Origin of the sequence: Pseudomonas sp. NFXW11 (genome assembly GCF_049887815.1) — a bacterium.
Classification (GTDB): domain Bacteria; phylum Pseudomonadota; class Gammaproteobacteria; order Pseudomonadales; family Pseudomonadaceae; genus Aquipseudomonas.
On record NZ_JAGEKI010000001.1, the window covers coordinates 503,062 to 526,158 of the forward strand.

The 23,097-nt window shown below is 66.7% G+C and carries 18 protein-coding genes and 1 pseudogene; 5 read left to right on the forward strand and 14 right to left on the reverse strand.

What is annotated here, in order from left to right:
• Window position 1 precedes the first annotated feature (1 nt).
• The 4 genes from narH to J4P02_RS02210 form a co-directional block, all read right to left on the reverse strand.
• Window positions 2-1,540, reverse strand: coding sequence for a nitrate reductase subunit beta (gene narH / locus J4P02_RS02195; RefSeq protein ID WP_426187319.1), 1,539 nt, complete (start codon window positions 1,538-1,540; stop codon window positions 2-4).
• Window positions 1,541-1,551: 11 nt separating this feature from the next.
• Window positions 1,552-5,319, reverse strand: coding sequence for a nitrate reductase subunit alpha (locus J4P02_RS02200; protein WP_426187321.1), 3,768 nt, complete (start codon window positions 5,317-5,319; stop codon window positions 1,552-1,554).
• A gap of 70 nt (window positions 5,320-5,389) precedes the next feature.
• Complete coding sequence (locus J4P02_RS02205) at window positions 5,390-6,787, reverse strand: NarK family nitrate/nitrite MFS transporter (protein WP_426187323.1); 1,398 nt, start codon at window positions 6,785-6,787, stop codon at window positions 5,390-5,392.
• On the reverse strand, window positions 6,774-8,069 hold the full coding sequence (locus J4P02_RS02210; RefSeq protein WP_426187325.1) for an MFS transporter: 1,296 nt from the start codon (window positions 8,067-8,069) through the stop codon (window positions 6,774-6,776). The genes J4P02_RS02205 and J4P02_RS02210 overlap by 14 nt, the downstream gene beginning before the upstream one ends.
• A 314-nt stretch (window positions 8,070-8,383) precedes the next feature.
• Between J4P02_RS02210 and J4P02_RS02215 the strand changes: the two genes are divergently transcribed.
• Together J4P02_RS02215 and narL are read left to right on the forward strand one after the other, a co-directional pair.
• On the forward strand, window positions 8,384-10,174 hold the full coding sequence (locus J4P02_RS02215; RefSeq protein ID WP_426187327.1) for a HAMP domain-containing protein: 1,791 nt from the start codon (window positions 8,384-8,386) through the stop codon (window positions 10,172-10,174).
• Window positions 10,171-10,818, forward strand: coding sequence for a two-component system response regulator NarL (gene narL / locus J4P02_RS02220; protein ID WP_426187329.1), 648 nt, complete (start codon window positions 10,171-10,173; stop codon window positions 10,816-10,818). Before J4P02_RS02215 ends, narL begins: the two co-directional genes overlap by 4 nt.
• 42 nt (window positions 10,819-10,860) lie before the next feature.
• On the opposite strand, the gene ubiT is transcribed toward narL, so the two are convergent.
• From ubiT to norR, 7 genes are all read right to left on the reverse strand, one after another.
• Window positions 10,861-11,361, reverse strand: coding sequence for a ubiquinone anaerobic biosynthesis accessory factor UbiT (gene ubiT / locus J4P02_RS02225; protein ID WP_426187709.1), 501 nt, complete (start codon window positions 11,359-11,361; stop codon window positions 10,861-10,863).
• Window positions 11,358-12,248 carry a U32 family peptidase gene (locus J4P02_RS02230; RefSeq protein ID WP_426187331.1) on the reverse strand — a complete coding sequence of 297 codons (891 nt, stop codon included), beginning with the start codon at window positions 12,246-12,248 and terminating at the stop codon, window positions 11,358-11,360. The genes ubiT and J4P02_RS02230 overlap by 4 nt, the downstream gene beginning before the upstream one ends.
• Window positions 12,249-12,258: 10 nt before the next feature.
• On the reverse strand, window positions 12,259-13,254 hold the full coding sequence (ubiU, locus tag J4P02_RS02235; RefSeq protein WP_426187333.1) for a ubiquinone anaerobic biosynthesis protein UbiU: 996 nt from the start codon (window positions 13,252-13,254) through the stop codon (window positions 12,259-12,261).
• 130 nt (window positions 13,255-13,384) lie between these two features.
• Window positions 13,385-14,620 carry a gephyrin-like molybdotransferase Glp gene (gene glp, locus J4P02_RS02240; protein ID WP_426187335.1) on the reverse strand — a complete coding sequence of 412 codons (1,236 nt, stop codon included), beginning with the start codon at window positions 14,618-14,620 and terminating at the stop codon, window positions 13,385-13,387.
• Window positions 14,617-15,171, reverse strand: a complete 555-nt coding sequence (gene moaB / locus J4P02_RS02245) for a molybdenum cofactor biosynthesis protein B (protein WP_426187337.1) — start codon at window positions 15,169-15,171, stop codon at window positions 14,617-14,619. The genes glp and moaB overlap by 4 nt, the downstream gene beginning before the upstream one ends.
• Window positions 15,172-15,275: 104 nt before the next feature.
• The gene (pdxH, locus tag J4P02_RS02250) at window positions 15,276-15,923 is read right to left on the reverse strand and encodes a pyridoxamine 5'-phosphate oxidase (protein WP_426187339.1); all 648 of its coding nucleotides are present in this window, start codon (window positions 15,921-15,923) and stop codon (window positions 15,276-15,278) included.
• A gap of 81 nt (window positions 15,924-16,004) precedes the next feature.
• On the reverse strand, window positions 16,005-17,525 hold the full coding sequence (gene norR, locus J4P02_RS02255; protein ID WP_426187341.1) for a nitric oxide reductase transcriptional regulator NorR: 1,521 nt from the start codon (window positions 17,523-17,525) through the stop codon (window positions 16,005-16,007).
• Between the two features lie 180 nt (window positions 17,526-17,705).
• Between norR and J4P02_RS02260 the strand changes: the two are divergent.
• Window positions 17,706-18,140: pseudogene (locus J4P02_RS02260) on the forward strand (hemerythrin domain-containing protein); the annotation flags it as partial.
• Between the two features lie 60 nt (window positions 18,141-18,200).
• Here J4P02_RS02260 and J4P02_RS02265 read toward each other — a convergent pair.
• Window positions 18,201-18,638, reverse strand: coding sequence for a hypothetical protein (locus J4P02_RS02265; RefSeq protein WP_426187343.1), 438 nt, complete (start codon window positions 18,636-18,638; stop codon window positions 18,201-18,203).
• Window positions 18,639-18,656: 18 nt separating this feature from the next.
• Entirely contained in the window at window positions 18,657-19,847 is a 1,191-nt protein-coding gene (locus tag J4P02_RS02270) for an NnrS family protein (RefSeq protein WP_426187345.1), read from the reverse strand.
• Between the two features lie 482 nt (window positions 19,848-20,329).
• On the opposite strand from J4P02_RS02270, the gene J4P02_RS02275 reads away from it, so the two are divergent.
• Both J4P02_RS02275 and J4P02_RS02280 read left to right on the forward strand, forming a co-directional pair.
• Entirely contained in the window at window positions 20,330-21,013 is a 684-nt protein-coding gene (locus J4P02_RS02275) for a Crp/Fnr family transcriptional regulator (RefSeq protein ID WP_426187347.1), read from the forward strand.
• Window positions 21,010-21,201, forward strand: a complete 192-nt coding sequence (locus tag J4P02_RS02280) for a protein DnrP (RefSeq protein WP_426187349.1) — start codon at window positions 21,010-21,012, stop codon at window positions 21,199-21,201. The genes J4P02_RS02275 and J4P02_RS02280 overlap by 4 nt, the downstream gene beginning before the upstream one ends.
• 21 nt (window positions 21,202-21,222) lie before the next feature.
• On the opposite strand, the gene J4P02_RS02285 is transcribed toward J4P02_RS02280, so the two are convergent.
• Window positions 21,223-23,058 carry a nitric oxide reductase activation protein NorD gene (locus J4P02_RS02285; protein ID WP_426187351.1) on the reverse strand — a complete coding sequence of 612 codons (1,836 nt, stop codon included), beginning with the start codon at window positions 23,056-23,058 and terminating at the stop codon, window positions 21,223-21,225.
• Between the last annotated feature and the right edge of the window lie 39 nt (window positions 23,059-23,097).

Here is a 23,097-nt window from a genome sequence, read left to right on the forward strand (position 1 = left end):
CTCAGTCCTCCCACAGCTGTACGGTCTTGATGATGTCGCGGCGGTTGGCCTTTTTCGCGCCGAACAGGTTGGTGTCGGAACTGCCGCTGCAACCGCTGCCGAAGCTGAAGCCGCAGCCCGAGCGCTCGGCAAAGGCATCGCTCATGGCCTCCTCGCGGTGGGCGCTGGGCACCACATAGCGGTCCTCGTAGTTGGCGATGGCCAGGTAGCGGTACATCTCCTCCACCTGGGCCACGCTGAGGCCGACATCGGCCAGCACCTGCAAATCCGGGTTGCCCTCCACCTGCTCCGAGCGCTTGTAGGCACGCATCGCCAGCAGGCGCTTGAGCGCGCGCCGAACCGGTTGCTCATCGCCGGCAGTCAGCAGGTTGGCCAGGTAGCGCAGCGGAATGCGCAGGCTGTCGACATCCGGAATCACCCCATTCATGCCCAGGGTGCCCGCCGCCGCGGCGTTCTGGATCGGCGACAGCGGCGGCACGTACCAGACCATCGGCAAGGTGCGGTATTCCGGGTGCAGGGGCAGCGCCAGCTGCCAGTCCACGGCCATCTTGTAGACCGGCGAACGCTGCGCGGCATCGATCACCGATTGCGCCACGCCATCAGCCAGGGCCTGGCGGATCACCGCCGGGTCATGGGGGTCGAGGAAGATCTCCAGCTGCTTCTGGTACAGGTCCTGCTCATTGGCGGTGCTGGCCACTTCGCTGATGCGGTCGGCGTCGTACAGCAGCACGCCGAGGTAACGGATACGCCCGACACAGGTCTCGGCGCAGACGGTGGGCATGCCGGCCTCGATCCGCGGGTAGCAGAAGATGCACTTCTCGGACTTGCCGCTCTTCCAGTTGAAATAGATCTTCTTGTACGGGCAGCCGCTGATGCACATGCGCCAGCCGCGGCATTTTTCCTGGTCGATCAGGACGATCCCGTCCTCCTCGCGCTTGTAGATCGCCCCGCTCGGGCAGGACGCCGCGCACGCCGGGTTCAGGCAGTGCTCGCACAGGCGCGGCAGGTACATCATGAAGGTGTTTTCGTACTCGCCGTAGATGTCCGCCTGGATCTGCTCGAAGTTCTGGTCCTTGCGCCGCTTGGCGAACTCGCTGCCGAGGATCTCCTCCCAGTTTGGCCCCCACTCGATCTTCTCCATGCGCTTGCCCGACACCAGCGAGCGCGGCCGCGCGGTGGGCTGGTGCGCGCCCGAGGGAGCGGTGTGCAGGTGCTGGTAGTCGAAGTCGAACGGCTCGTAGTAGTCGTCCAGGCCGGGCAGCTCGGGGTTGGCGAAGATATTCGCCAGCACCCGGAACTTGCCGCCGATGCGCGGGTTGATCGAGCCATTGGCATTGCGCACCCAGCCGCCCTTCCATTTTTCCTGGTTCTCCCACTCCTTGGGGTAGCCGATCCCGGGCTTGGTCTCGACGTTGTTGAACCAGGCGTACTCCATGCCCTCGCGGCTGGTCCAGACGTTCTTGCAGGTGACCGAGCAGGTGTGGCAGCCGATGCATTTGTCCAGGTTGAGGACCATGCCGATTTGCGAACGGATCTTCATCACTGCACTCCTTATTCCATCTCGCTGGGCAACGGCCGTGGCAGTTCGTCGCCACGGGAGCCGTCGAGCCAGTCGACCTCGGCCATCTTGCGCACCACGACGAACTCGTCGCGGTTGCAACCGACCGTGCCGTAATAGTTGAAACCGTAGGCCTGCTGGGCATAGCCGCCGATCATATGGGTGGGCTTGAGCACCACCCGGGTCACCGAGTTGTGGTGGCCGCCACGGGTGCCGGTGGTCTCGGAACCGGGCACGTTCACTATCCGTTCCTGGGCGTGGTACATCATCACCATGCCCTCCTTGACCCGCTGGCTGACCACCGCCCGGGCGGTCGCCGCACCGTTGGCGTTGAAGCATTCGATCCAGTCGTTGTCCTCGATCCCGGCACGCTTGGCGTCGATTTCCGAGAGCCAGACAATCGGCCCGCCGCGACTCAGGGTGAGCATCAGCAGGTTGTCGCTGTAGGTGCTGTGGATGCCCCATTTCTGGTGCGGGGTGATCCAGTTGAGGACGATTTCCGTATTACCGTTGGCGCGCTTGCCCTTCACCGCCTCGATGGTCCGGGTGTCCACCGGTGGCCGGTAGTTCATCAGCTGCTCGCCGAAGGCCTGCATCCACGGGTGGTCCTGGTAGAACTGCTGGCGCCCGGTGATGGTGCGCCACGGGATGTTCTCGTGGACGTTGGTGTAGCCGGCGTTGTAGCTGACATGGTCGTCTTCCAGCCCCGACCAGGTCGGGCTGGAAATGATCTTGCGCGGCTGGGCCTGGATGTCGCGAAAGCGGATCGCTTCATGGGCCTTGGATTGCGCCAGGTGGCTGTGGTCGATGCCGGTGAAGCGCGACAGCGCCTCCCAGGCCTTGAGCGCCACCCGGCCGTTGGTTTCCGGAGCCAGGGACAGCACCACTTCGGCGGCGTCGATGGCCGTGTCGATCTTCGGCCGGCCCTGGCTGATGCCCGCGTCCTGCTCGCAATGGTTCAGCTCGCCCAGCAGTTGCACTTCCTCTTCGGTGTTCCAGTTGATGCCCTTGCCGCCGTTGCCGAGCTTTTCCAGCAATGGGCCCAGGGAAGTGAACTGCTTGTAGATGTTCGGGTAGTTGCGCTCCACCACTTGCAGGTTCGGCGCGTTCTTGCCTGGCTGCGGCGCCACCCCGGCGGTTTTCCAGTCGCTGCCGCCGAACGGCTGGGCCAGTTCGCCAACGCTGTCATGCAGCAGCGGCACGCTGACCAGGTCTTGCTCCACCCCCAGGTGCCCCTCGCTCATTTCCGAGAAGGCCTTGGCGATGCTCTTGTAGATCTCCCAATCGCTGCGCGACTCCCAGGCCGGGTCGATGGCCGCCGACAACGGGTGGATGAAGGGGTGCATGTCCGAGGTGTTCATATCGTCCTTCTCGTACCAGGTAGCGGTCGGCAGGACGATGTCGGAATAGACGCAGGTGGAGGACATGCGGAAATCCAGGGTGGTGACCAGGTCCAGCTTGCCCACCGGCCCCTGCTCGACCCATTCGGCTTCCCCGGGCTTGCACTCGCCGGAGTGGCCGATGTCCTCGTTCATCACGCCGTTGCGGGTGCCCAGCAGGTACTTGAGCATGTACTCGTGGCCCTTGCCGGAAGAGCCCAGCAGGTTGGAACGCCAGATGAACATGTTGCGCGGGAAGTTGGCCGGGTTGTCCGGCTGTTCGCAGGCAAAGCGCAGGCTGCCGTCTTGCCAGCCCTTGACCACATAGTCCTTGGGCGCCATGCCGGCCGCCGCGGCGTCGCGGCACAGGTGCAGCGGGTTGACGCTGAACTGCGGCGAGCTGGGCAACCAGCCGGCGCGTTCGGCGCGGATGTTGTAGTCCAGGGCGTGCTCGGGGAACTGGCTCTTGTCGGCCAGGGGCGACAGCACGTCGTGCATGTTCATCTTCTCGTGGCGCCACTGGGAGCTGTGGGCATAGAAGAAGCTGGTGCCGTTCATCTGCCGGGGTGGCCGGCTCCAGTCCAGGCCAAAGGCCAGCGGCAGCCAGCCGCATTGCGGGCGCAGCTTCTCCTGGCCCACGTAATGGGCCCAGCCGCCGCCGCTCTGGCCGATGCAGCCGCAGAGCATGAGCATGTTGATCAGCCCGCGGTAGCTCATGTCCATGTGGTACCAGTGGTTGAGCGCCGCGCCGAGGATGATCATCGAGCGCCCACGGGTCTTGTCGGCGTTGTCGGCGAACTCCCGGGCGATCTGGATCGCCTTCTCGCGGCTGACGCCGGTGATCTGCTCCTGCCAGGCCGGGGTGCCGGGCACGCTGGCGTCGTCGTAGTCACGGGCCACGTTGGCGCCGCCCAGGCCACGGTCGATGGCCAGGTTGGCCGCCGACAGGTCGAACACCGTGGCCACCTTGACCTGGCTGCCGTCGGCCAGGGTCAGTCTGCGCACTGGCACCCGGCGAAACTGCACGGCAGCGCCGGCCACATGCTGGAAGTGTTCATGGCCGGCCCCGGCAAAATAGGGGAAGGCCACTTCGGCGACATCGCCACCGATCAGGCTCAGGCTCAGGTCGATCTCGCGCCCGGCGCCGCCTTCGCGAGGCAGGATGTTCCACTTGCCCTGCTCGCCCCAGCGATAGCCGATCGAACCCTGGGGCGATACCAGCTGGCCATCGGCGTCCTGGGCGATGGTCTTCCACTCGGGGTTGTTGTCCTGGCCCAGGTTGTCGGCAAGGTCCGAGGCGCGCAGGAAGCGATCCGGCTGGTAGCCGGCGCCCGGCGCGGTGCCGAGCATGGGCTTGAGCAGCACCAGCACCGGCAGGTCGGTGTAGCGCTTGGCGTATTCGGTGAAATAGGCGCTCGGCCGCTCCAGGTGGAATTCCTTGAAGATCACATGGTTGAACGCCTGGGCCAGGGCCGCGTCGGTGCCCTGCTTGGGGTTGAGCCACAGATCGGTGAGCTTGGCCACCTCCGAATAGTCGGGGGTGATGGCCACGGTCTTGGTGCCCTTGTAGCGCACCTCGGTGAAGAAATGCGCATCGGGGGTGCGGGTCTGCGGAACGTTGGAACCCCAGGCGATGATGTAGTTGGAGTTGTACCAGTCGGCCGATTCCGGCACGTCGGTCTGCTCGCCCCAGACCATCGGCGAGGCCGGCGGCAGGTCGCAGTACCAGTCATAGAAGCTCAGGCAGGTGCCGCCGATCAGCGACAGGTAACGGGCGCCGGCGGCGTAGCTGATCATCGACATGGCGGGAATCGGCGAGAAACCCACCACCCGGTCGGGGCCGTACTGCTTCACCGTATAGACGTTGGCCGCGGCGATGATCTGGGTCACCTCCTCCCAGCTGGAACGGATGAAACCGCCCATGCCGCGCTTGCTCTTGTAGGACTCGGCCTTGGCCCGGTCCTCGACGATGCTGGCCCAGGCCTCCACCGGCGCCAGGCTCTGGCGCGCCTCGCGCCACAGCTTGAGCAGCGCCTTGCGCACCTTGGGGTACTTCAGGCGGTTGGCGCTGTAGATGTACCAGCTGTAGCTGGCGCCCCGAGGGCAACCGCGGGGCTCGTGGTTGGGCAGGTCGGTGCGGGTGCGCGGGTAGTCGGTCTGCTGGGTTTCCCAGGTGATCAGGCCGTTTTTCACGTAGATCTTCCAGGAGCACGAACCGGTGCAGTTCACCCCATGGGTGGAACGCACGATCTTGTCGTACTGCCAGCGCGAACGGTAGAGGTTCTCCCAGTCGCGGGATTCCTTGCGCGTTTCCCCGTGACCGGCGGAAAACTCGCCTTGCTTGCGGTTGAAAAACCGCAGTTGATCCAGCAGATGACTCATGATGCTGTCCTCTCGGGCGTGCCGTGGGGTTCTGCGCCCCGACTCGGCAAAGGTTGAATTCGGGGGCGTGTCAGCAAGGGGTCTCGGCGCCCTTGCGGGCGTACCACCACCAGGTCACGACGATGCAGCTCAGGTAGAACACCACGAACATGTAGAAGGCCAGGGCCGGGCTGCCGGTCAGGGTCATCGAGGTGCCGAAGGTCTTGGGAATGAAGAAGGCGCCGAAGGCCCCCATGGCCGAGCTGAAGCCCAGCACCGCCGCCGACTCCTTGCCGGCGTCCTTCAGTGCCTGCTCCCGGGCGGCGCTGCCCTGGCCGCTGGCGGCCCGTTCATGGAGGGTGCGGAAAATCACCGGGATCATGCGAAAGGTCGAACCGTTGCCAATGCCGGTGGTGATGAACAGCAGCATGAACAGGCCGAGGAAGCCGTAGAAATTGCCGCCCTGGCCAGGCTCGGGAATGAACGCCAGCACGCCGAAGACCATCAGGATCATCAGCACGAAGTTCCACAGGGTCACCCGCGCGCCACCCAGCTTGTCTGCCAGCCAGCCCCCCAGCGGCCGCACCAGGGCCCCCACCAGCGGGCCGAGAAAGGCGAAGGTCAAGGCATTGACCTGGGGAAAGGCGGTCTTGATCAACAGTGGAAAGGCTGCCGAGAAGCCGATGAACGAGCCGAAGGTGGCCAGGTACAGCCAGCACATCAGCCAGTTGTGCTTGCGCTTGAAAATCACTGCCTGCTCGCGGAACGAGGCCCGGGCGCTGGACAGGTCGTTCATCCCGAACCAGGCCGCCAGGGTTACCAGGAGAATGAACGGCACCCAGATGAACCCGGCATTCTGCAGCCACAAGCGGCCACCGTCGGCCAGCACCTGGGGCTCACCGCCCAGCACCCCGAACAGGCCGAAGGTGATCACCAGCGGCACGCAGAACTGCATCACCGACACGCCGAGGTTGCCCAGGCCGGCGTTCAGGCCCAGGGCGGTGCCCTGCTGCGACTTAGGGTAGAAGAAACTGATGTTGGACATGCTGGAGGCGAAGTTGCCACCGCCAAAACCGCACAGCAGGGCAATCAGCACGAACACGCTGTAGGGCGTGGCCGGGTCTTGCACGGCAAAGCCCATCCACAGCGACGGCGCCAACAGCGAGGCGGTGCTCAGGGCGGTCCAGCGCCGACCACCGAAGATCGGCACCATGAACGAGTAGAACACCCGCAACGCCGCGCCCGAGAGCCCCGGCAAGGCCGCCAGCCAGAACAGCTGGTCGGTGCTGAACGTGAAGCCGATGGCATTCAGGCGCACGATCACCGTGCTCCACACCATCCATACGGCAAAGGCCAGCAACAGCGCGGGAATCGAGATCCACAGGTTGCGGGTGGCCGTGCGCTTGCCGCTCTGGCCCCAGAAGGACGGGTCCTCCGGGCGCCAGTCATGAATCACCGGGCCACGGCCGGGGGTATTAAGAACCGACATGTTCTTCTCCTTGGGAAATGCTCGAAAACGGTGCCTGGACGGCGGATGGCTGCTTGCCCAGCAGCGGGCGCTGGCGGATCTCGCTGAGGTACATCCAGATCAGCGACACCCAGACCACGCCGTACATCAACATGAAGCAGGAAGAGCGCACGCCGGTGAGGTCCACCAGGGCGCCGAACAGGATCGGCAGGACGAAGCCGCCCAGGCCCCCGGCCAGGCCGACGATGCCCGATACCGCGCCCATGTTCTGTGGGTAGTCGTTGGCGATGTACTTGAACACCGAGGCCTTGCCGAAGGCGAAGGCGATGCCCATGACGAACAGCAGCACGGTGAACAGCGCCGGGCTCAGGCCGATGTGCAAGTCCAAGGGGCCGTTGACGGTCTGCACCTGCAACTGGGTTTGCGGGTACGACAGCAGGAACAGGCAGATCCAGCTGACCCACAGCACCCACCAGGTCACGCTCTGGGCGCCCCAGCGGTCGGCCATCCAGCCACCGACGGCGCGCAGCACCCCGCCCGGCAGGGAGAAACAGGCGGCCAGCAGCGCAGCGCTCTGCAGGTTGAAGCCGTACTCCTGCACGTAGTACTTGGTCATCCACAAGGCCAGGGCCACGTAGCCGCCGAAAACGATCGAGTAGTACTGGCAGTAGCGCCACACGGCGGGTTCGGCCAGGGCCTTGAGCTGCTCGCCCAGGCCGACCGACGACACTTGGCGATGGGCCTTGTTGTCGGCGCTGAAGAACCAGAACAGCAGCGCGGTGATAAACAGGATGGCGCTGAACACCTTGGGCACCAGTTGCCAGCTGCCGGCGGCAATCAGCGCCGGGGCGAGGAACTTGGTGAGCGCAGAACCGGCGTTGCCGGCGCCGAAGATGCCCATGGCCAGGCCCTGGTTGTCCTGGTCGAACCACTTGGCGACATAGGCGATGCCCACCGAGAACGAGCCCCCGGCCAGGCCCACGAACAACCCCAGCACCAGGAACTGCCAATAGGCGGTGGCGTGGCTGACCAGGTACAGCGGCAGCACGCAGGCCAGCATCAGCAGGAAGAACACGCTGCGCCCGCCGAAGCGGTCGGCGAGCATGCCCAGTGGCAGGCGTACCAGGGAGCCGGTGAGCACCGGGGTGGCGGTCAGCAGGCCAAACTGGGTTTCGTTGAGTTGCAACAGCTCCTTGATCGGCACGCCGAGCACGGCAAACATCATCCAGACCATAAAGCAGACGGTGAAGGCCAGTGTGCTCATGCCCAGCACCAGGCCCTGGCGTATTCGCGGTTGAGTCATCTTCAAGTCTCCAGCCATTGATCCATGGCCGCAGACTAGGGAGGCAAACCCCAGGAAAAATTGACTCCGATCAAAGAAGCCCAGGTGCCGAAATGTCTATGCTTGCGCCGCCTACCTCCAAGGAGGTAGCGCCGAACAACCTCTGAAGTCCTTGTTTACAAGGGCCTTGCCGGTTTCCCCACGCACCCTGCGCGGCAATCGGCAAGAACCAACTCTTTAGAGGTAGAGCGCCAGGGAACGGCTGCGAAACGACTTATAGCCATCCCGGAGCGCTGCATGCCCCCCTCTTTCCTTCTCGCCTGCGGCGGCCGTCGATGATCGCCTGGCTGCGCAGTTCGCTGCCGGCGCGCGCCGGCGTGGCGGTGATCCTGATCAGCGTACTGGCCCTGGCCAGTTCCCTCAGCGCCGGGCTGATCGCCTGGTTCAGCCAGGGCGACGCCGCGGCGATCAATACCGCCGGCTCAGTGCGCATGGAGACCTACCACCTGAGCTGGAAGCTGGCCGCCGGGGCCGACGCCGCCGAGCTCGAGGGCATCAGCCAGAGCTTGCAGCAACGCCTCGGCAGCCAGGCGCTCAAGGCCGTGCTGGAAGACGGCAACAACCCGCAGTTGCAGAGCAGCTACCGGCAGTTGCAGGACGATTGGCGGCTCATCCTGCAACCGGCCCTGCAGCGCGGCGACGCCTTGGCGTTCCAGGCCAGCACCCCGGCCTTCGTCGAGCGGCTCAACCAGTTCGTCAGCCTGTTGCAGCACGAAAACGAGCGCAAACAGGGCTGGCAGCAGTTGATCCAGGGCATCGCCCTGTTCACCACCATGATCATCCTGCTGTTCGGTTTGTATGAGCTGCAAGCCAACGTGATCAGCCCCCTCAAGGAACTGGTGGACGCCACCCAGCGCTTTCGCTGCGGCGACTTCCAGGCCCGGGTCAACCACCAGTCCGAGGACGAACTGGGCCAGCTGGCCACCAGCTTCAATGCCATGGCGGAAACCATCGAACAGTCCCACCGCACCCTGGAAATCCAGGTGCGGCAGAAGACCCTGCACCTGCAGCAGGCCAATGCCGCCCTGCAGCTGCTGTACCAGAGCAGCCGCAGCCTGGCCACGCGCCAGGCCAACGCCGAGGGCCTGGACGAACTGATCCGGCGCTTCCAGGAACGCCTGCCGGGCCTGAGCCTGTCGCTGTGCCTGCAAGGCCAGGCCCCGGCCCAGCAACGGCTAGCGTTGCATGGCAGTGACAGCCGGCAAATCTGCGCCAGCAGCGATTGCGCCGGTTGCCAGCAGCGCAGTGACAGCCTGGCCTTCGACATCAGCAACCAGGGCGGCAGCTTCGGCGAGCTCAAGGCGCATTTCAGCAATGGCCTCAAGCCCCAGCCCTGGGAAATCGAACTGATCCAGGCCCTGGCCAACCTGATTGGCACTGCCCTGCAGCTCAAGCGCCAGCGCGAGCAGGATCACCGCCTGGTGCTGCTGGAAGAGCGCGCGATCATCGCCCGGGAACTGCACGATTCCCTGGCCCAGGCCTTGTCCTACATGAAGCTGCAGGTCAGCCGCATGCAGACCCTGATGCGCCGCGGCGAGCCGGTGGCGACCCTGGAGAACGTCACCAGCGAACTGCGCGAAGGGCTGAACACCGCCTACCGCCAGTTGCGCGAACTGCTCACCACCTTTCGCCTGCGCATCCACGACGCCGGGCTGGTGCAGGAACTCAAGGACACCGCCGGCGAGTTCTCCCGCCGCGGCGAATTCCAGGTGCACTTGCACATCGACAGCCTGGCCTTCGAGCTCTCGGCCAGCGAGCAGATCCATCTCCTGCAGATCACCCGCGAAGCGCTGTCCAACTGCCTGCGCCATGCCCACGCGGAAAACGCCTGGCTGCAGTTGCGCCAGCACGGCGAGCTGCTGTGCCTGTCGATCGAGGACGATGGCCGGGGCTTCACCGCCAGCCACGACCAGCGCGAGCACCACGGTTTGAACATCATGGACGAGCGGGCCCGCAGCCTGCGCGGCCAGCTACAGATTTTCTCCCGGGAGCCCCAGGGCACCCTGGTCAAGATGGAGTTTCGCCCGGAGTTCCTCGGGCGCCTGACAGAAGGTAATCCCCTATGACCCCCTCCCCGTGCCACCGGATCTTGCTGGTGGACGACCACCCGATGATGCGTCGCGGCATCCGCCAGATGCTCGAACTGGAAGAGGATTTCGCCATAGTCGGCGAAGCCAACCATGGCGCCGAGGCCCTGGAGCTGGTGCAGTCGCTGCAACCGGAGCTGATCCTGCTGGACAACAACATGCCGCAGATGAACGGCATCGAGACCCTGCGCCACCTGCGCGCCAGCGGGTTTGCCGGCAAGGTATTGCTGTTCACCGTGTCCGATGCCGAGGATGACATTCGCGATGCCCTGCGCCTGGACGCCGATGGCTACCTGCTCAAGGACATGGAGCCGGAACTGCTGATCCAGTACCTGCGCGATGCCCTGGGCGGTGCCCTGGTGATCAGCCCGGGGCTGACCCGGGTCATGGCCCAGGCCCTGCGCTCGCCACCACGGCAGAACGAGGTCGAGCTCACCGAGCGCGAACGCCAGGTGCTGCGCAGCATCGCCGGCGGCTACAGCAACAAGGTCATCGGCCACAAGCTGGGCATCACCGAAGGCACGGTCAAGGTGCATGTGAAGAACCTGCTGCACAAGCTGGGCCTGCGCTCGCGGGTCGAGGCCGCCGTCTGGGCCATGGAGCATTTGCGCCACAACGCCTGACGGTGCCCCTTGCCCGGCGCCCCGAGCAAAACCCCTGGGCGACTAACCGGGCTGGGCGCCGGGTGCGCTGGCCAGGCCCTTGCCGGCGCGCTCCAGGGCGCGCCACAACCACCCCGGCAGTACCTCGGAGTCGAGGCTGTCGATCAGGTTCTTCAGGGCCAGCCCCAGTTCGGTATCGCCCTCGATCACCAGGCGCCGACGGAAGAACAGGGTGTCCGGGTCTTCCTGGCGGCTGGCCAGCAACAGGAACTCGCGCCAGTTGCCGCGGATGCTGACATCGGCCCTGGCCCGCTGGGCGATCTGCAGGCCGTCGCGGTGCCGGGTCAGGTACCAGGTCAAGTCCAGGTCGACGATCCGCAGGCACAGCCAGCGTCCGCGCAACAGCTCGAACTCGCCGTCTGCCAGGGGCTCGGCCAGGCAGCGCTTGAGCGTCTGTTCCAGGGCCAGGCGCTGCACGCCGAACGGCACCCGGCGCAGCAATGGCAACAGGCGCTCGGCGCCCTGCAGCAGCCAGGGTTGATGCTGCAAAGGTTGATGCTTCAGCACAGCCCCGCCTCCTCTACCCGCAGCATGCCCGCCTGGCCATGCCAGTAGCCGTTGCAGCCATCGACGTACAACGGCGGCGCGGCGCCCTGGCAGACCCGGGCGAAGGCCTCGACCACCTCGCCCATGCCCTCGGCGCGGGGGCTCAGGCGCAACAGGTCGGCACCGCAGGCCACCAGCCCCGGGTAGTCGGCCAGCAGGTTGCTGACCTCGGCCGACAGGGTCTGGATGCCATTGAGGGTGAACAGCGCCTGGCCCTCCTGGCTGCTCAGGGCCAGGCCGTCGGGGTGCTTGATGCAGCAGAACTGGCAATCGTCCTTGGGGCGGTTTTCCGCCCGGGCGGTAAAGCAGCGCGCCGAATAGGCCAGCGGCAGGTGGCCATAGGCGAACACCTCGACTTCGGGCAGCGTCCGGCCCAGCCCGGCAAACTGCTCGAGCACCGCGCGGATCAGCGTCGCCGAACACTCCACGGGGGGCACCCAGCGGATCATCCCGCAGTCTTGCAACTTGGCCAGGGCATGGCCGTTGTACAGGTTCAGCGCCGGGCCAGCGACGAACGGCAGCTGGCGCTCGGCGAGGAACTGCACCGCGCCCATATCGTTGGCCTCCACCAGGCACTGGCCGTTGTCGCACAGGCGGCGCAGGCTCGACAGCTCGGAGGCGGCCTCGATCAGGGTCAGGCTCGACAGCACGATCTGCGCTGAACTGGCCTGCGCCAGCTCGCGGCCCAGGCCCAGCCATTGATCCAGGTTCAGTGTCCGGCGCTTGGAGCACACCGTCTCCCCCAGGTAGATCACCTGCAGCGGCAGGCTGGCCATCTGGCCATAGAATTGGGTCAGTCGTTGCTTGTCCCAGTAGAAGAGCACGGGGCCCAGGCTGAGCTTCATTGCATATCCCTCACTGCCATGAACGGTGATAGGCGCCCAGAGTGGTCTGGCTGCCTTCGGAAAGACCGGCCAGCACCCGCCGCCACTGGTCCTTGACCGCGAAGCGCTCGGGCGCCAGGCGGTGGGCATCCAGCGCCGCGCGCCAGACCTGGGTAACTTGCTCGACATAGGCCGGGCTGCGTTGGCGCCCTTCGATCTTCACCGCCTGCACCCCCATCGCCGCCAGCTCCGGCAGCAGGTCGAGGGTGTCCAGGCTGGTGGGTTCTTCCAGGGCATGGAAGCGCTTGCCACCGACCATGAAGCGGCCCTTGCACAGGGTCGGGTAGCCCGCCGGTTCGTCGGCGCCGTAGCGGTCGATCAGCACCTCGCTCAGGCGCGCGCTGAGGCCCTCGGCATCCTCGCTCCAGCGCACCGCCTTGGCCGGCGAGCAGACGCCACAGAGGTTCGGCGACTCGCCGGTGATATAGGAAGACAGGTGGCAACGGCCCTCGGCCATGATGCACAGGCTGCCGAAGGCGAACACCTCGATGGGCACCGCGCTGTTGACCGCCACCTGGCGCACCTGGGCCAGGGACAGCACCCGCGGCAGCACGGCGCGGCGAATGTTGTAGTGCTGGGAGTAGAACGCCAGGGCGCTGGCGTTGGTCGCCGAGCCCTGCACCGACAGGTGCAGGCTCAGGTGCGGATGGCGCTGGGTGGCATACCCCAGCACGCCGGGGTCGGCGGCGATCAGCGCATCCACGCCATGGTCGGCGGCGCGGTCCACCGCCCGCTGCCAGCGCTCCCAACCCTGGGGCTGGGGATAGGTGTTGACCGCCACATAGAGCTGGCGCTGGTGCTGGCGAATATGGGCGACGGCGGCGTCGAACTGCTTGTCGTCCATATTCAGCCCGGCGAAGTGCCGGGCATTGGTGTCATCGCGAAAACCGACGTAGACCGCATCGGCGCCTTGGCGCACCGCGGCCTTGAGTGCAGGCAGGTTGCCTGCCGGACAGACCAGTTGCATGGGCATTCCTCTTCAAAGAACCTGCTGCGCCCGCCTGTGCTGCAGAGCGCGAGCAGGCCCGGCGTGCTGGAGAAAGCGCTGCCAGTCTAGCCAGGGCCCCCGGGGGAACCTTGACCATAATCAACAGCGCTCACTGCATCAGTTCGGCAAACGACAGGAACTGCACCTTGTCGTGCCGGTGCACCAACTGCTCGCACTCCACCAGCGCCAGGCCATCGGCCCAGCAGGCGGCGCTGAGCATCGCCGAGCTTTGCTGCGGGTGCAGTTGCACACTGCACCCGCCGGCGCCATCAGGCACCAGCCGGGCGCGCAGGTACTGCCGGCGGCGGTTGGCTTGCAACCAGTCGAAACCCGCCGGCAGGCCCAGCGGCTGCGGCACTGCATCGCGCCGGCCCTGGCTGCGCAGGAGGAATGGGCGCAGCACCACCAGCGCGGTGATCAGTGCCGCCGCCGGATTGCCCGGCAGGCCGAACCAGGGCTTGCCCGCCACCTCGCCAAAGGCCAGGGGCTTGCCCGGCTGGATCGCCAGGCGCCAGAAGTCCACCTGGCCCAGCGCCTCGATCGCCTGCTTGAGATGATCCTCTTCGCCCACCGAGACCCCGCCTGAGGTCAACAGCAGGTCGCATTCCTGCGCCGCCAGATGCAGCGCCTGCTGGCTGGCCTGCAGTTCGTCGGCCATGGCGCCGTAGTCGTGCACCTCGACGCCCCAGCCCTGGAGCAGCGCTGCCAGGCAATAGCGGTTGCTGTTGTAGATCTGCCCCGGGGCCAAGGGCTCACCGGGCTCACGCAACTCGTCGCCGCTGCTCAACAGGCCAACCCGCAGCGGTCGGTAGACCTCGACCCCACTGACCCCACAGGCCGCCAGCAGACCCAGTTCCTGGGCCCGCAGACGCTTGCCGGCCGGCAGCAGCAGATGCCCTTGGCGCACCTCTTCGCCGGCCTTGCGCACGTGCTCGCCGACGCGCACCGGCGGCAGCCAGACGTGCCCGCCCTCGACCCGGCACAGCTCCTGGGGCACCACCGCGTCGGCACCCTCTGGCAGCGGCGCGCCGGTAAAGATGCGCAGCGCCTGCCCGGGCAACAAGGGGCTGCTCGGCGCCTGGCCCGCGGCGATGCGCCCGGCCAGGGTCAGGCAGCCGCCGCTGGCCGGCAGGTCGGCCGCGCGCAGGGCGTAACCGTCCATGGCGCTGTTGTCCCAGCCCGGCAGATGGCGCGGCGCATGGATGTCCGCCCCCAGGACCCGGCCCAGGACCTGATCCAGGGCCAGGCACTGCAGCGCTGGCGGAGGGGGCGCACGCTCAAGCAAATGCGCGATGGCCAGGTCCACCGGCATCAGGCTGCCGCTGTTGCAAGGGCTTGCGCTCATGGCCGCGCCTCGCAGGCCTCGAGCGCCGCGCCGGGCTGGGGCTTGAGATGGGGGGCGAAGTTGCAGGGGCCGGTGCGGCTGTCCAGCTGGTTGTGCAGGATTTGCGTCCAGGCAGTGCGGCAGGCCCCGGGCGAACCGGGTACGCAGCACACCAGCACCGCGTTGCTGATACCCGCCAGGGCCCGGGACTGCAGGGTCGACATGCCGATCTCCGCCAGGGACACCTGGCGGAACAGTTCGCCGAAGCCCTCCACATGCTTGTCCAGCAGCGGCAGCACCGCTTGCGGCGTGTTGTCCCGGGCGGTGAAGCCGGTGCCGCCGGTGGTCAGCACCACCTGCACTTGGGGGTCGGCGATCCAGCGCGAGAGCGTGGCGCGAATCTGGTAGATGTCGTCCTTGACCAGATCGCGGTCCACCAGCGCATGGCCGGCGGCCTGCAACAGGTCGACCAGGGTCTGGCCGGAACTGTCGGTGTCGAAGGTGCGGGTATCGCTGATGGTCAGCACCGCGATGTTCAGGGGCTGGAAGCTGCGTTGCGATAAATGGGCCATGGCCAGGGTTTCCTCTAGCGGGGGGAGTTGGGAATGGGCCCAAGCCTGGACCCAAAATCCCGGCGAACCCATCCCTCCTTGGAGGTACCTCCGCAGGGTGCGACTCAGGGCGCCAGGCGCTGGCGCCGCCACTGGCCGTTCTGGCGGCGGTAGTCGAGACGGTCGTGCAGGCGGTCGGCGCGCCCCTGCCAGAACTCCAGGCGTTCGGGCTCCAGGCAATAGCCGCCCCAGTGCTCGGGACGCCGTAGGGGCTCGTCGACAAACCGCCGGATGGTCTGCGCCAGCAGAGCCTGGAGTTCCTCGCGATCGGCCAGCGGCCGGCTCTGTGGCGAGGCCCAGGCACCCAGGCGGCTGGCCAGGGGCCGGGAGTCGAAATAGGCATCAGAGAGCTGCGCCGCCAGGCGCACCACCCTGCCCTCCACCCGCACCTGGCGTTCCAGCCCCGGCCAGAAGAAGGTCATGGCGGCCCGGGGGTTGACGGCCAGTTCCTGGCCCTTGGCGCTCTGGTAATTGCCGAAGAAGGTGAAACCCTCCTGGCTCACCCCCTTGAGCAGCAGCACCCGGCAGTGGGGTTGGCCTTCGGCATCCACGGTCGCCAGGTGCATGCTGTTGGCCTCCACCGGGGGGCTTTCGGTTTGCCGCGCCTGTTCCAGCCATTGGCCGAACATCAGCAGCGGATCGTCCGGCGCCTGCTCTTCGTGCAGGCCACCTAGGGTGTAGTTACGACGCATCTGGGCAAGGGACAGCGGCATGGCGGTGATCTCCTGGAAACTGACCCGCAGTCTGTAAGGGCCGCCCCCTGCGCACCTTGACCGCCATCAACGCCGCCTGAGCTATTTCAGCCGCAAGCGCCTGGCCAGCTTGTGCAGGTTGCTCGGGTCCACTGCCAGCAGGCGCGCAGCGGCGGCCCAGTTGTCGCCGCTCAGGCGCAAGGCTTGAACGATGCACTGGCGTTGGCAGGCGTCCACCGCATCCACCAGGGAGCTGAAGGCCAGCCCGGGGTCGGCCGCTGGCTGCGGCTGCTCCGGCAACAGCGCCGTGCTGTCCAGGTCCAGCACTTCCGGTTCCAGGGTGATGATCAGGCTGCGGCTGCCATCGCGACTCAGCTGCTTGAGCGCGGCGCGGCCGATCACATGCTCCAGCTCGCGCACGTTGCCCGGCCAGCGGTAGCCCAGCAGCGCCCGCTCGGCCGCCGCCGACAGGCGCAGGCCGCGCAGCCCCAGGCGGCTGCGATTGAGTTCGAGAAAGTGCCCGGCAATCATCAGCACATCGTTGCCGCGCTCGCGCAGCGGCGGGATCGGCACCGGGTACACCGATAACCGGTGGTAGAGGTCGGCGCGAAACTGGCCCTCGCGGATGCTGTCGGGCAAGTGGCGGTTGGTGGCGGCGATGATCCGTACATTGACGTGCAGCGGCTGGTCCGCCCCCAGCCGCTGGATCTCGCCATTCTGCAAGGTGCGCAGCAGCTTGGCCTGGACGCTCAGGGGCAGTTCGCCCACTTCGTCGAGAAACAGCGTGCCGCCATTGGCCGCATCGAAACGCCCGGCGCGATCGCTGGTGGCGCCGGAAAACGCGCCCCTGACATGGCCGAACAGCTCGCTCTCGGCCAGCGACTCGGGCAGGGCCGCGCAATTGACCTGGACCAACGGCTTGTGGCTGCGCCGAGACAGGCGATGCAGGCGCCGGGCGAAGAGTTCCTTGCCCACCCCGGTTTCCCCCAGCAGCAACACCGGCAGTTCGGAATCGGCCAGCACATCCAGCTCATTGAGCAACTGATGCAGTACATCGCTCTGGCCGAGGATCTCGCTCTCGTCCTGGGGCCGGCGCATGTCCGCAGGCTCGCTGCGGGACAGGCGCAGGCTGCGGTTCTCCTGCTCCAGGCGGGTGACCCGCAACGCGGCCTCGATCTGCAGGGTGCAGCGCTTGAGTTCATCCCGGGCATCGGCGTCGAAGGTGCCGGGCTGCAAGGCATCCAGGGTAATGGCACCCCAGATGCGGCCCTCCACATACAGGCTCACGCCCATGCAGTCATGCACCGCCAGCGGCTCGCTGAGGGCGCTGTCGAGCAAGCCGTCGTAGGGGTCCGGCAGACGGCTGTCGGGCTCGAACCAGGTGGGCTCGCGGGATGCCATGATCGCCGCCAGGCGCGGGTGCTGGGCAATCACGAAACGCCGGCCGAGGGCTTCATGCACCAGGCCCACGGTGGCCAGCGGCCGCAGGCTGTCGCCTTCCAGGCGCAGCAGGCCGACCGCGCCGCAATTGAAGTATTCCCGCAGGGTCTGCACCAGGCGTTGCAACCGCACGGCATTGGGCAACTCGACAATCAGGTCGGCGGCCAGGCTTTCTCGCAACATGGTAGTCCTCACCCTCTGTGGTCATATCTACCCGCAAGTATCGGGGTGGATTTCACCATACTCCGTGAATCGGCCCTTGATTTCGCGCAAGCAAAGCTGGCATGGCTGATGCAACCACCCGGGAAATCCCTACCACAGACCAGGAATTCCCTGATGAACCCAAACCCATCCCCGAGCGAACTCATCGAGCACATTCTCGCCCGTTATCACCAGCGCCACCGCCAGCAGTTGCCGGAGCTGATTCAGCTGGCGCGCCGGGTGGAGCAGGTGCATGCCGGCGATGGCCACTGCCCCAGCGGCCTGGCCGATCACTTGCAGGGCATGCAGCAGGAACTGGAAGGACACATGCTCAAGGAGGAACAGGTGCTGTTCCCCATGCTGCAGCGGGGCATGGGCCGCCAGGCCACGGCACCGATCCAGGTGATGCGCCTGGAACATGACCAGCACGGCGACGCCCTGGAGCGACTGCTGCAACTCACCGACCAGATCACTACCCCGGCGGGTGCGTGCAACACCTGGCGTACCCTGTACAGCGGCCTGCAAGAGTTTCGCGACGACCTGCTGGAACATATCCAGCTGGAAAACGACGTGCTGTTCACCCAAGCCCTGCAATAACCCCGCAACCACCCTCCCACACTGGCCCGAGCCTTTGGCGATCGGGCCGGCCCTTATCGGTCAGTGCCAATAGAACATGGCCTTGGCCAGGATCACGATCAACAGCATATGGCCCAGGATGCTGCGGCGAATGCCCAGCGCCCGGCCTGGGCTCAAGCGCCCGCCAAGCAGCCAGTACGCCAGCAGCAGGTAATGGCCGATGATGCTCAGGGCCAGCAGGATCTTCAGCCCCAGCAGGCTGGCGAAAGAGCTGGCCAGGGGCTGCGCCAGGGCCAGACGATGGTGCCAGGCCAGGCCCAGCCCGGCGCCATAGAGCAGCAGCACCACCCCATGCAGGACCTTGCGCGAACGCACCGACAAGGCCTGGTCGACCCCGGCCTGGGCGCTGGCCGGTATCTGTCGGCGCACCACCGGCCAGATGGCCAGCTCGAAGAACAGCGTGCCGATAAAGGCAATGGCCGCCAGCAGGTGAATCAGCAACAGGTAGGGATAGAACATGGGCAGGCCTCCTGGCCTTTAACCTGGGTGGCCGTCGACCCGTGGTTGCAGCAGCATCGGCCCGTAGCGCCAGGCGTACAGGGCGAACGCCAGGGCCCAGCACAGACCCGCCAGCCACAGCCCGGCCAACGGCAGCCAGGGCACCAGCAGCACCCGGCAGACCGCGGCCAGGTTGATCAGGATAAACGCCAGGGTCATGCCCGCTGGCGGCTGCAACGGCCGCCCGGTATGGCCCAGGCTGACCCGGGCGATCATCGCCAGGATCAACCCGGCCATGGCGCCGATGGTCAGGCAGTGCACCGCCAGGCTCGGGTTCAACGCCACCCCGGCATGCCACAGGGCCATGCCCAGGCACGCCAGCGCCAGCCAGGCATAGGCCAGGTGCAGCGACCACAGCAGCGGCACCCGCCACAGGCCGCGGTCATGCCAGCGCCACAGGCGCAGCAAGTGCCCGCCCGCCAGGGCAGCGAACAGCAGCCCCAGCCAGGGGCTCGGGGTCAGCGCCAGGCCGCTGGCATACAGCAGGGCCACCAGCGCCGAGCCCACCAGCAGCAGCCAGTCGAGCCACGGCCAGGGCGCCACCGCCTCGCTGCGCCCCAGGCCGCGCTGGGTGAAGAAGGGAATCACCCGCCCACCGATCAGGCCCATGATCGCCGCCACCAACCAGATGGCCGCAAGCACCGCCTGGCGCTGCCAGCCTTCGTCGCCTCGTACCAGGCCGTACAGCGCCAGGCCATCGACCACCGTCAGCAGCACCAAGACCACCACCAGGGGGTAATTGCGTTGCTGGCGCACCCGCCACAGGGTCCGACCCATGACAGCCGCCACCAGTAACGGAAAGCCCAGCTCAAGGACGGCCAGCAGCGGCCAGGGCAGGTTCGCCAGCCAGGCCAGGCGTGCCGCCAACCACAATAGCGCCAGCCCCGCCAAGGGTTTGCCGGACAGCCCAGGCTGGCCGGTCCAGGTCTGCACGGCAGTGAGCATGAAGCCGGCGATGATCGCCAAGCCAAAGCCGAACACCAGCTCATGCCGGTGCCAGGCCAGCCAGCCGCCGGCCGGCTGCCAGCTGCCCAGCGAGCCCTGCAGCGCCGCCAGCCACAGCGGCACCGCCAGCAGCGCCAGGACAACGCCGGCGAGGAACAGCGGACGGAACGCCAGGCGCAGCAACGGCACCAGGGCCAGGGCCTTACGGCGATCAAGTACTTGCATGAAGCCACTCCTTACCTTGTTGCCGGGGCCCTGTACGGCCCCCGGCGCTACCTTCTGCCATTTGCCGGCGGCCGTCGCTGCGGCACATCAATCAAGCACTGGATAAGCGCGTCGGCGACAACCACCGGCATGGCGGTCGCAACATGCTGTGCAAGGGTCGTGCCCTGTCCCGGGCAACGGCCGGCGGGCGGCTCGACACGCGACGCAGGGTAAAAACAACCCATCAATGGTTATTTCAACCCTGATTGCCAGGGTCATTTATACCCTGCAATCGCCACACCCCAGGAATGGCGCAGGCCACGGTCTGGTCCGGGTCTTGCTCGGCAGCCTTGCCCACCGTTCCTGGAGTCATCATGAAAAACCTTATCCAGCCCCTGGCCTGGTTCTGCATTCTCGGCGCCCTGCTGGCCACCGCCAGCGGCCTCTCGTTGAGCCTGATCTGAGTTCGCGCCCTTCCCTTTCCCGCACAAGGACAAGTAGCCATGGTGTTTCACCGAGTCCATCACCAGATCCTGCGCAGCCATCACCTGTTCGAGCCCTTGGACGACGAGCAGCTCGACGAACTGTTGACCAGCAGCCAACTGCTGAACATCGATAAGGGCGAACCGCTGTTCCACCAGGGAGAGCCGGCCGAGGCCTTCTATTTCGTGATTGCCGGCGCGGTGAAGATCTACCGGCTGACCCCGGACGGCCAGGAAAAGGTCTTCGAGGTGATAGGCCCACGGCAGACCTTTGCCGAAGCCATGATGCTGATGGACACCCCCAACTACGTGGCCTCGGCCGAAGCGGTGGGCCCGTCCCAGCTCTACCGGCTGGCGAACGCCACCTACCTGCGCCTGCTGCAACGCAACAGCCGCCTGACCTTCGCCCTGCTGGGCAAGCTGTGCATGCGCCTGCATCAGCGGGTCAACGAGATCGAGACGTTGTCGCTGAAGAACGCCACCCACCGGGTGGTGCGCTACCTGCTCACGCAGTTGATGCAGGCGCAACCGGTGGAACGCCAGTTCGAGCTGCCGATGGCCAAGCAGCTGATCGCCGGGCACCTGGCGATCCAGCCGGAAACCTTCTCGCGGATCATCCGCCGCCTGATCGACGACAAGATCATCAGCCAGGATGGCCGGCTGATCGTGATCCTCGATCGCCCCCGGCTGGAGCAATTCGAATGAGCGCCCGGTGCCCCTGCCTGTATTGCCAGCAGGACAATTCGCCCCAGGCCGGCCACTGCCGGCACTGCGGCATGCCACTGCCGACCGCGACGGCCCTGATCGGGGCCCGCCGGCAACGAGGCTTCTTGTGGTTCTGCATCGGCCTGACGCTGTTCTGCCTGGCCATGGCGCTGTGGTTGCCACGCTAGACGGGCGCCACTGGCCCGGCCTCAGGGCCGGGTCAGCTGGCGATACAGTTGGGGCAGGCGCAGGGGCAATTGCTCGGGCTGGCGGATCAGGCTGTAGCCGTGGCTGCCGAACAGGTACGGCAGGTAGGCGCCGGCCTCGCGATCGATGGTGATGCAGAACGGCGTCAGCCCCTGGCTCCGGGCTTCACGCAGCGCCTCGCGGGTGTCCTCGACCCCGTAGCGGCCCTCGTACAGGTCCAGGTCGTTGGGCTTGCCGTCGGTGAGCAGCAACAGCAGCTTGCGTCGCCGCTTGCGCCCCTTGAGCAAGTGCGTGGCGTGGCGGATCGCCGCGCCCATGCGGGTGTAGTAGCCGGGCTTGAGCCCGAGGATCTGGCCACGGGTACGATCGTCATAGGCCTGCTCGAAGCGCTTGAGCGCGGTCATCCGCACCTGCTGCCGACGCAACGAGGAAAAGCCGTACAAGGCGAAATCGTCGCCGAGCAGCGACAGGCTCTCGCCGAACAGCAGCAGGCTGTCGCGGATCACCTCGATCACCCGGTGTTCATCGTTCAGGTGCGCATCGGTGGACATCGACACATCCGCCAGCAACAGGCAGGCCAGGTCACGCTGGGTCGGGCGTCGCTCCAGGTACAGACCGCGCTCGACGCTGCGGCCCTGTTGGCGCTCGACCTGGAAATCCAGCCAGGCTTGCAGGTCCAGCTCGCTGCCCTGGGGCTGGCGGCGCAACCACTGGCGCTGGTCGCGCAGTTGCTCGAATTGCCGGCGCAGGCGGCGTGCCGCAGCCTGCAGATGCTCCGGCAGGGGTCGGGGCTGGCAATCCCTGGGTTCGAACAACTGCAGGTTGACGAAATTGTCCTGCAAGCGGCCCTGGCGATAGTCCCACTCCGGCAGCTTGATGCCCTCGCCCAGGGGCAAGTCGTCGAGGTCCGCTGGCGGCAGGTCGAGGTGCAGCTTGAGGCCGCCGCCCTTGCGCACGCGGGTGCGGGACAGGGTCAGTTGGTCGAGGTCCTCGGCCACCCGGGCGGCGTCCGGGTCCTGGCTGTGGTCTTGCCAGCGGTCGAGCTCGACGTGCTCGGTCCAGCTGAAGAGGTTTTCCAGGCGCACGATCAGCAGGCCACCCTTGGCCGCTGCGTCGTCGATGCGGGTAGCGCGCTTGCGCCCACCCTGCTGTTCGCCGCTGCTGGCCAGCAGCTCGCCGTCGGCCTCTTGCAGGTCCGCCGCCTGCGGGTTGGCCAGGTGCTGCGGCGGGTACAGCCACAGCGGCAACGGCCAGGCAGCCCGCTCGCTGCGGGGAAACTGGCGGACACTGCCCGGCTCCCGCAAGGCCTGGCGCAGAGCACGCTCCAGGGCCGCCTCGGCCGGGTTCAGCGAAGCCGGATCGGGGCGCAGTTGCAGGTGGGCATCCACCAGGCGCCGGTAGCGCCCGGCCAGCGCCGGATAATCGCGCAACAGCGCCTGGGTCCAGCGCTGGTTGTCCCGCCCCCAGTGGCGCATCGGGCCGGCCCGGGCGGCCAGCAGCGCCAGCCAGCGATAGAGTTCCTCGTTCAACTGCCGCTCGGCAAACACCGCCAGGCTCGCCGGCAAATGCAGGTGTTGTGCGTCGCACCAGGCCAGCGGCGCGTGCCGGCAAGTGCCGGCGATTTGCTGCAGCAGGTTGCGCCGCAGCAGCAGGTCGCGCTCGCTGGCCGCCTCGAGGCTGCCGGCGGCACCGCCCATGGCTCGATACAGCACCGCCAGGGCCCGCTGGCGTGGCGCCAGTTCGACCCGCGCCGCGGGAAAATCAGTGCTGGCGCGACGGGTGATGAAACGATGCCAGAGGCTGCCGACCCACTCTTCCAGTTCAAGCGTAAAAGCCATTCGGAGGCCTCCCCAGTAACGCGCGGAAAGCGGCCCGCG